This is a genomic window from Nitrososphaerales archaeon, from assembly GCA_025058425.1.
In the GTDB taxonomy this organism is placed as follows: Archaea; Thermoproteota; Nitrososphaeria; order Nitrososphaerales; family JANXEG01; genus JANXEG01.
In genome coordinates, this window is the sequence record JANXEG010000059.1 from 1 (window position 1) to 7639 (window position 7639).

General features: G+C 43.0%; 8 protein-coding genes. 3 read left to right on the forward strand and 5 right to left on the reverse strand.

Features of this window, described 5'->3' with window-relative positions:
• Positions 1 to 198: 198 nt before the first annotated feature.
• Entirely contained in the window at positions 199 to 1017 is an 819-nt protein-coding gene (locus NZ896_05980; GenBank protein MCS7116999.1) for a hypothetical protein, read from the reverse strand.
• Between the two features lie 136 nt (positions 1018 to 1153).
• Between NZ896_05980 and NZ896_05985 the strand changes: the two genes are divergently transcribed.
• Positions 1154 to 2260, forward strand: a complete 1107-nt coding sequence (locus NZ896_05985) for a phosphate uptake regulator PhoU (GenBank protein MCS7117000.1) — start codon at positions 1154 to 1156, stop codon at positions 2258 to 2260.
• A gap of 123 nt (positions 2261 to 2383) precedes the next feature.
• Here the strand turns inward: NZ896_05985 and guaA are convergent, their stop codons facing one another.
• The 4 genes from guaA to NZ896_06005 form a co-directional block, all read right to left on the reverse strand.
• On the reverse strand, positions 2384 to 3331 hold the full coding sequence (guaA, locus tag NZ896_05990) for a glutamine-hydrolyzing GMP synthase (GenBank protein ID MCS7117001.1): 948 nt from the start codon (positions 3329 to 3331) through the stop codon (positions 2384 to 2386).
• Between the two features lie 218 nt (positions 3332 to 3549).
• On the reverse strand, positions 3550 to 4077 hold the full coding sequence (locus NZ896_05995; GenBank protein MCS7117002.1) for a dual specificity protein phosphatase 23: 528 nt from the start codon (positions 4075 to 4077) through the stop codon (positions 3550 to 3552).
• Between the two features lie 106 nt (positions 4078 to 4183).
• On the reverse strand, positions 4184 to 4819 hold the full coding sequence (locus tag NZ896_06000; protein ID MCS7117003.1) for an iron-sulfur cluster assembly scaffold protein: 636 nt from the start codon (positions 4817 to 4819) through the stop codon (positions 4184 to 4186).
• A gap of 5 nt (positions 4820 to 4824) precedes the next feature.
• Entirely contained in the window at positions 4825 to 5973 is a 1149-nt protein-coding gene (locus NZ896_06005) for a cysteine desulfurase (protein MCS7117004.1), read from the reverse strand.
• Positions 5974 to 6119: 146 nt separating this feature from the next.
• Here NZ896_06005 and NZ896_06010 point away from each other — a divergent pair, with 146 nt between their 5' ends.
• Positions 6120 to 7367, forward strand: coding sequence for a translation initiation factor IF-2 subunit gamma (locus NZ896_06010; GenBank protein MCS7117005.1), 1248 nt, complete (start codon positions 6120 to 6122; stop codon positions 7365 to 7367).
• A gap of 2 nt (positions 7368 to 7369) precedes the next feature.
• A partial coding sequence (locus NZ896_06015; protein ID MCS7117006.1) for a hypothetical protein occupies positions 7370 to 7639 on the forward strand: 270 nt, incomplete at its 3' end.

Here is a 7639-nt window from a genome sequence, read left to right on the forward strand (position 1 = left end):
ATGGATCGAAGCCATCCTCAACGATAGGTCATGAGCGTAGGTACAATTATGTACTCGAGCCGAGGACGAAGGAAGAGTTTATGGAGTTTATGGGTATTGTGTGATTACATGATCATTTTATGATATTGTAGAGTATGAAGTGTAAAAGCGTAAAAGCGTATAGCGGATCGGTATAATCCAAATTTATGTCTTTATCACTCACTGCTCTCTATATCCTAAGATACCCAACGGAATGACCTCAACCCCTTTCTTAACCAACTCTCGAATGAATACATTGATGCCTACAGAATCTGCAGCGATATGGCCCATGATTATTAGATTACCTACCAAACCTTCATCCTTTAACCTCTTCAGATCGTTATAATCGAAATGTACATATATAACGGTCTTAACTCCATAAGTGAAGTACGCTTTTGTGATGGAGTATCCACCATTAGTACCGGCAGCATGGACTAAAGCCATCTTCTCACATGGAGCCTCCATCGAGCCCAGTATCAACTCTGGCCTTGTAGCAGCGATTTTAAACTCATCGATATCGCTTATTATCCTTATGATATCTTTAACGACCTTCGGCTTACCATCGGTCAGACGGTTAAGAATGAGCCTCCTACCCAATTCATCAAGGGGTACATGTATATTTAGAAGTGGGATGTTCAGGTGCTGAGCGGCTGAGATTATGTACGAATAATTTGCGTAATGGCTCCTAAGCATGATTCTTGACTTTAGCTCTTCCGTGGCGCTCCGCGCTACATCCAACGGTACACCGTGTTGAACCATGAAGTCTACATGCCTATCTAGGACTTTATGAAAGTTTACAAGTGCATCGCCCAATGGATGGTGCCCGATGACGGCATCACACTTCAGCTGCTTCGCCAAGAGTAACTCGGAGGTACTCACATCGATGCTGAATAATACACGTTGGATCCCTTTCCCATCCACGTGTATACCACTATCGGAGGGGAGTGTTTTGAAACCAGAGAGCTTTAATGCCAGATCTATAATTTCGTGTGCATCCATACCCTCTATTTACCTAATTTAAGTATATATGTCTTCATAGCTAAGAAGATCATCGATACCAAGAGAAGAAGATTAAATAAAACTTATATTAGCATATATATTATATATATGCTCGAGGTCCTGGTAATGGTGTATGATGGAGGTACGTAGAGTTCAAAGGGTGGGCTCTTCTACACTTACCGTATCGATACCGAGAGATTGGGTCAAAGAAGTGGGATTAAAGCAAGGTGATATAATATCTATTAAACGTGAAAGTGACGGTACTCTAAGGCTCATACCCGGGATTATAAAGGAGCCCGTCGAAGTTGCAAAGTGTGTTGTAGATGCAGATAAATGTACTCGAGTTAGAGAGTTGACTCGTATACTCGTTGGGCTCTATATAATCGGTTACGATACCATACAGATCGTTTCCAAGAGGGATTTAAGTAGTGAACACCTTGAAGAAGTTAGGAATGTGACCCAAAGACTTACTGGATTGAGTGTAGTTGAACAGACTTTAAATCAGATTTTGATACAGAACTTTTTAGATCCGACCCGTTTCCCCGTGGAAGGATTGTTAAGAAGAATTTTTATCATAACTTCATCGATGCAGAAAGCCGCCATTCGGGCATTAAGAGAGAGAAAGGTCGAATTGGCGAAGGAGGTGATTCACATGGAGAATGAAATAGATAAAATATACTGGCTGGTGGTTAGACAGCTCCTCCTTGCTGCGAGGAATAAAGAAATAGGGAAGAAGATCGGTATCGAGGAGCCCCTACTGATCCTAGGGAATAGGGTGATTGCAAAGGTTTTAGAGAAGATCGGTGATTATTCAGAAGATCTAGCGAGAAATGTGCTGGAGGTTTTGAAAGGGCCCGCCATTGATAAAGATATCTTAGATATGATATACGAATTCGCTACCTATGTTCAAAGTGTTTATGATCGGGCGATGAACTCGCTACTGGCATCAGATATAAGGTTAGCAAATCAGGCTATCGATATGGTCGAAGAAGTTGTGATCAGAGAGGGGGAGTTGGTGAACCGAATATTGGTAAAGTACCAACTCACCCCTATCAGTAAGAGATCAAAACCTATAATGGATGAAAAGGATTTGATAGACCAGGTCAATGTTGCGATGAATCTAAGGGCGATCGTATGGAGCTTAGGACAGATCGCCCGGTACTGTAGTACGATGGCTGAGATCGCAATAAATAATGCTCTAGAGAGGTCTACCGACTTCTGTAGAATCGAAGGGCGGAAATAAAATCATCCCTTTGATAAAATTTACACTTTTATTACATTGAATGAAAATTGAATAATTTAAGGCCCGATCAAAGAGAAAGGCCTATCTTATATATGGGGTTTGGGCAGAGAAATTTAGAAGGTTCTATTCAAACTCTATCGTCGCTGGTGGCTTACTTGTGATATCATATAAGACTCTGGTGACCGATGGTATAGCTTCGGTGATTCGTCTACTGATTCTTTCTAGAATATCCCAAGAGATTCGAGAAGGCTCAGCGGTCATAGCATCGGTCGAATCGACGATTCTAACGACTATGATCTCACCGTACTTTCTCCCACCATCCTGGGATAAGCCTGTAGCTTTATCTTGCATCAGTACTGCGAACGCTTGAAAGCATGATATATGGCTGGTCTCTTCCTCGACGATCTTCGTCGCCCTCCTCACAATTTCTAATCTCTCAGCAGTCACCTCACCAATGACACGAACCGAAAGCCCTGGACCTGGGAATGGTCTGCGCTCCACGATCGCTCTTGGTAGTTTTAAAGCTTCAGCGACCATTCGTACCTGATGCTTATACAAGCTACTCAATGGTTCGATAACCTTATATCCATACTCTTTTATAGGATCGATCCCGATCTGGCTAAGAACGTTATGTTGAGTCTTTACACCCTTCACGGTCTCCACAACATCTGCAGCTATCGTACCTTGAAGTAAGAATTTAGCACCGACCTCTTTAAGAATATCTGCCAATACTTTGTAAAAGGTTGCACGGAAAGCCTTCCTTTTATCCTCCGGATTTACAATACCTTTCAATGCATTTAAGAATATTTCACGTACATCACGGAGTTGTACATTCAAACCCCTCTCTCTAAATATTCTCACAACACTCTCGGGTTCACCCTCTCTCATCAGACCATCATCCAAAAAGACGGCAATAAGGTTATTCCCCAAAGCTCTATGGCCGAGCTCGGCGGTTACGGAGCTATCTACACCACCAGATAACGCCACGACGGCCTTTTGATTACCAACTTCATGCCTTATCTTAAGTATTGCATCATCGATGAACTTCTGTGGATCGAAGTCTCTGCGCATAACTTTAAGTGTTTATAGATATTAAAAAACCTTTTTGCTAAATGTAGATGAAAGTGGGGTGGTGTTAGATTCAGTGTCAAGTGTGCAAGAAAAAATAATTTTTTTCTTAAAAAATTCGACACTGAATCCTGAAGTACTGAAGCATAGAAGTACTCGATGTGAAAGGGCCAAATATGACAAATTGATAACGATGCTCAAAGAAGTGAATAAAATTTTATCTACCGTCGACCCTGATCATCAGAATCTAAATACTTGAGCATCTCGTAATATTTGTGGACCGCCTCTACCTGCTCTACATTCTCTACCGATCCCGGTCGGACCCTTCTGATAAATTTTATCGCCTCATCAGGCTTCATCGAAGAAGTATTAACAAAGTAGGCTGCGAGTATCATCCCAGTCCTCCCTTGTCCAGCGGCGCAGTGGACCAGAACAGGGAGCCCATTAGAGATTTGAGATTTTATAAATTTTACTGCTCTATGGATCTCTTCGATCGATGTTGCACGCTTATTGGGTATTGGGATGTGAAGGTAATTAAAGTCGGAATTCTGAATCCATTTATCGGGCAGAGGTCTTTCGGTTAGGCTGAGGATCGCCCTTATCCCCTGCCCCTTCAACCAATCCAGCTCTCTTTTAGAGGTAGGATATCCACTACCAGCCAACTTACCTTCGATCAACCAACTAAAATTTGTAGGTTTATGAAAGATCATGCCCCAGATCCTTCGGTATAAGCTTCCGATTATGCCCAAGGCTCCATATATATAGCGATGAGGGGGTAATATACCTTATCGAGGATTGCTGGGCTAAATCATGCTGTAAGGTTCGAAACTATCTCGATATATTTATCATTAGCTATTAGCTAATTAAATGAAAGTTCATTTCGATATCAAGCCCTTCAAAAGCCTCCTTGATATCATCCTGAATCATCTTCCCAACATCTCCGGAAGCCTTTAATGTAATATTAACCTTCTTCCCTTCGACTTTAACATCCTTCACCAAACCCGCACTTATGATATCTGTACCCATGACCGGGTCCAATACACCCCTCAACAACCTTTCAACGAGAGATTTATCGAGGATCTTCTGACCACTTTTTATTTCATACTTTAAGAGTGCAGCCTCTAGACCTTGCCTCGATAAGACTGCACAGTGCATCTTGATCCTCGGTAATCCTCCTAAAGCCTGGGCGATATCGTTGAAGGTTATCTTTCTAGCCTCCTCGATTGTCTTTCCTTTTACCATCTCCGTCAGTACGGAGCTCGTAGCTATATTGGCAGCACAACCATAGGATTCGAACGAGCTCTTCTCTATACGCTTGGTCTTTTCATCGATCTTTAGATAGATCTTTATAAGATCGCCACATGCAACACTACCTACCTTTGCAGAGGTGGTAGCGTCATCCATCCTGCCCATATTTCGTGGATTTTTAAAATGTTCTATAACTAGATCGGTATAGCCCAGACGCTTTGCCACCTTTTCCTCTATATCCAAACCTATCACCTCCTTGCCAACGGGCTGAGCCTCCTTAACTTTTCCACGGCCCTCCTAATAATATCTACTGTAGACTTCACCTCTTCTTCGCTCGTCCACTTACTTAAACTTAACCTTATAGAGCCGTGTGAGTCTTCATACGTACCACCAATAGCACGGATCACGTGGCTCGGTTCTAAACCTTGGCTGTAGCATGCGGAACCCGTACTGATGATCAAGCCTTCTAAGTTTGCATGCATTAAAATGGCCTCGCCCTCTACATACTTGAATGTGATATTCACATTATTGCACAACCTTCTATCACCTAATGGCCCATTGAGCTTTGTAGCCTCGATATCGAGAAGATCCTCGATGAGCCGATCCCTCAGACTCCTCATCCTCGCCACATCGCCATCATTTATCAACTCGGTAGCTTTAGCAAACCCTACGATTCCGGGTAGGTTCGGAGTCCCCGCTCTAAGGCCGCGCTCTCTTCCATCGCCCAATATGAGGGGTTTTAGTGAAATACCCTCCCTTACATATAAGGCACCAACACCCTTCGGCCCGTGGATTAAATGTGAAGATAGAGACATCAGATCGACCCCCATCTTCTCCACATCTATAGGCTCCTTCATGAATGACTGTACCGCATCACAATGGAATAGAATATTCTTCTCTCTACATAACTCCCCGATCGCTTTAATATCTTGAATCGTACCGATTTCTTGATTGGCATGTTGTATCGATACCAACCGAGTACCAATGATATCCCTCCTTAATGAATCGAAGTCTATGAAACCTTCACTATCCACATTCAAATAGATCGGCTCGAAGCCTTCCTCACTTAAACTCTTTACTACATCGAGTACAGATCTATGCTCGATCTTAGATACTATGATTCGCTTCCCTTTATATTGATTGGAATACATAACTCCTTTAATGGCAAGGTTGTTACTCTCGGTCCCGCCCGATGTGAAGATGATTTCATCAGCACGTGCATGTATCTTCTTCGCGATAGTTTCGCGGGCCTTCTCTATAGCTTCATTCGCTTCATCTTCCAACAGATGGCCGAACTCCCCACGTGGGACTCCATACTTCTCTAGCATGTACTCTTTCATAACATCAACGACGAGTGGATCTACCATCGTAGTTTCCGCATTATCTAAGTAGATCATATCGATCTGATTATAGAGCAGGCTCAGTTAAAAGATGATCGCCTAGCATAAGATCAAGATTTAACCCATCTATATCTATGATGATATGATCTTTAACGTCATAAACCTAAAAGCTATTATCTATCCCTTACCCAAACCAAATTGTTATGCCAGAATCATCCAGAAGATACGATCTTCCATCTCAACCCGAACTCAATGTTGGAACTACGGGCCACGTGGACCATGGTAAGACCACCTTGGTAGAGGCCATCACGGGTATATGGACGAGTGCCCACAGTGAAGAGTTGAAGCGTGGAATTACGATCAAAGTAGGCTATGCCGATGCAGCCTTTTACAAATGTGAATCGTGCCCTCCACCCGATTGCTACACCAATTCTCCCAAGTGCCCTAGTTGTGGTACTGAAGCCAAGCTCATACGTGTTGTAAGCTTCGTAGATTGTCCAGGCCATGAGAGTTTGATGGCGAATATGCTCTCTGGCGCTGCGGTCATGGATGGTGCGCTCCTTGTAATCGCCGCCAATGAGAAAGTCCCTCAACCACAGACTCGTGAGCACCTCTTCGCCTTAAAGATGTTGGAGATGAAGCATATCATCGTTATTCAGAATAAAGTAGATTTGGTGAGTGATGATGAAGCTAGAGCGAATTATAGAGATATCAAATCGTTCATAAACCAAACCCTTTCGAGCGATCTACCCATAATACCCATTTCTGCTCAACGGAGGTTGAATATAGATGCGGTAATCGGTATGATCGTAGAGTATATACCTGTACCAAAGAGAGATCCTAACGCTAAACCATTGATGCAGATCTTACGATCGTTCGATGTGAATAAACCGGGCACATCGATCGATGCTCTGAAGGGTGGTGTAGTGGGCGGTACCTTAATTCAAGGCGTGTTGAGAGTGGGCGATGAAATAGAATTAAGACCGGGTATTTTGAATCCAAATACATCAAAGTATGAACCATTACGGACTAAAATTTCAAGTCTGGTTACAAGTGCAGGTTTCATGAATCAAGTAAAACCTGGAGGGTTAGTAGCTGTTGGTACGATGTTGGATCCCGCTTTAACGAAGAGCGACTCATTGATAGGCTCCGTAGTGGGCAGACCCGGTGAGCTCCCCGATACTTTATATTCATTCAGCATGGATACAAAACTCTTTGAAGCTGCCATAGGTACACAAGAATTGGTAAAGGTAGAGAAGATAAAAATTGGTGAAGCTTTACGCTTAAACGTCGGTACCGCTGTGACACTCGGTACAGCCTCTTCAGTAAGGGAAGATACTGTGGAAGTGAAGTTAAGACATCCCGTCTGTGCGAGCGAGGGTAGCCGGGCTGCGATCAGCCGTAGGATCGGTGATCGATGGAGATTGATAGGGCTCGGTATTCTTCGATAAATATGGTTACAGTATTACTTGATACAAGTTTTCTTATTCATATAGTCAGCAGACCGATTGTAAATTTTGAATTGTTGAAGGAAAGGTTGGGCAAAGTGGAATTTGTAGTTTTGGAGGATACTTTACGTGAGTTAGAGGATCTATGTCGTAGCAGATCCTTGAGTAGAGCACGTGCCGCCCGGTCTGCTTTGAATTATGCATCTAAGTTGATGAAGGTCGATGTTGAAGGTGGCGGTTCTGTAGATGATAAGATTGTAAAGTTCGCTATTGAG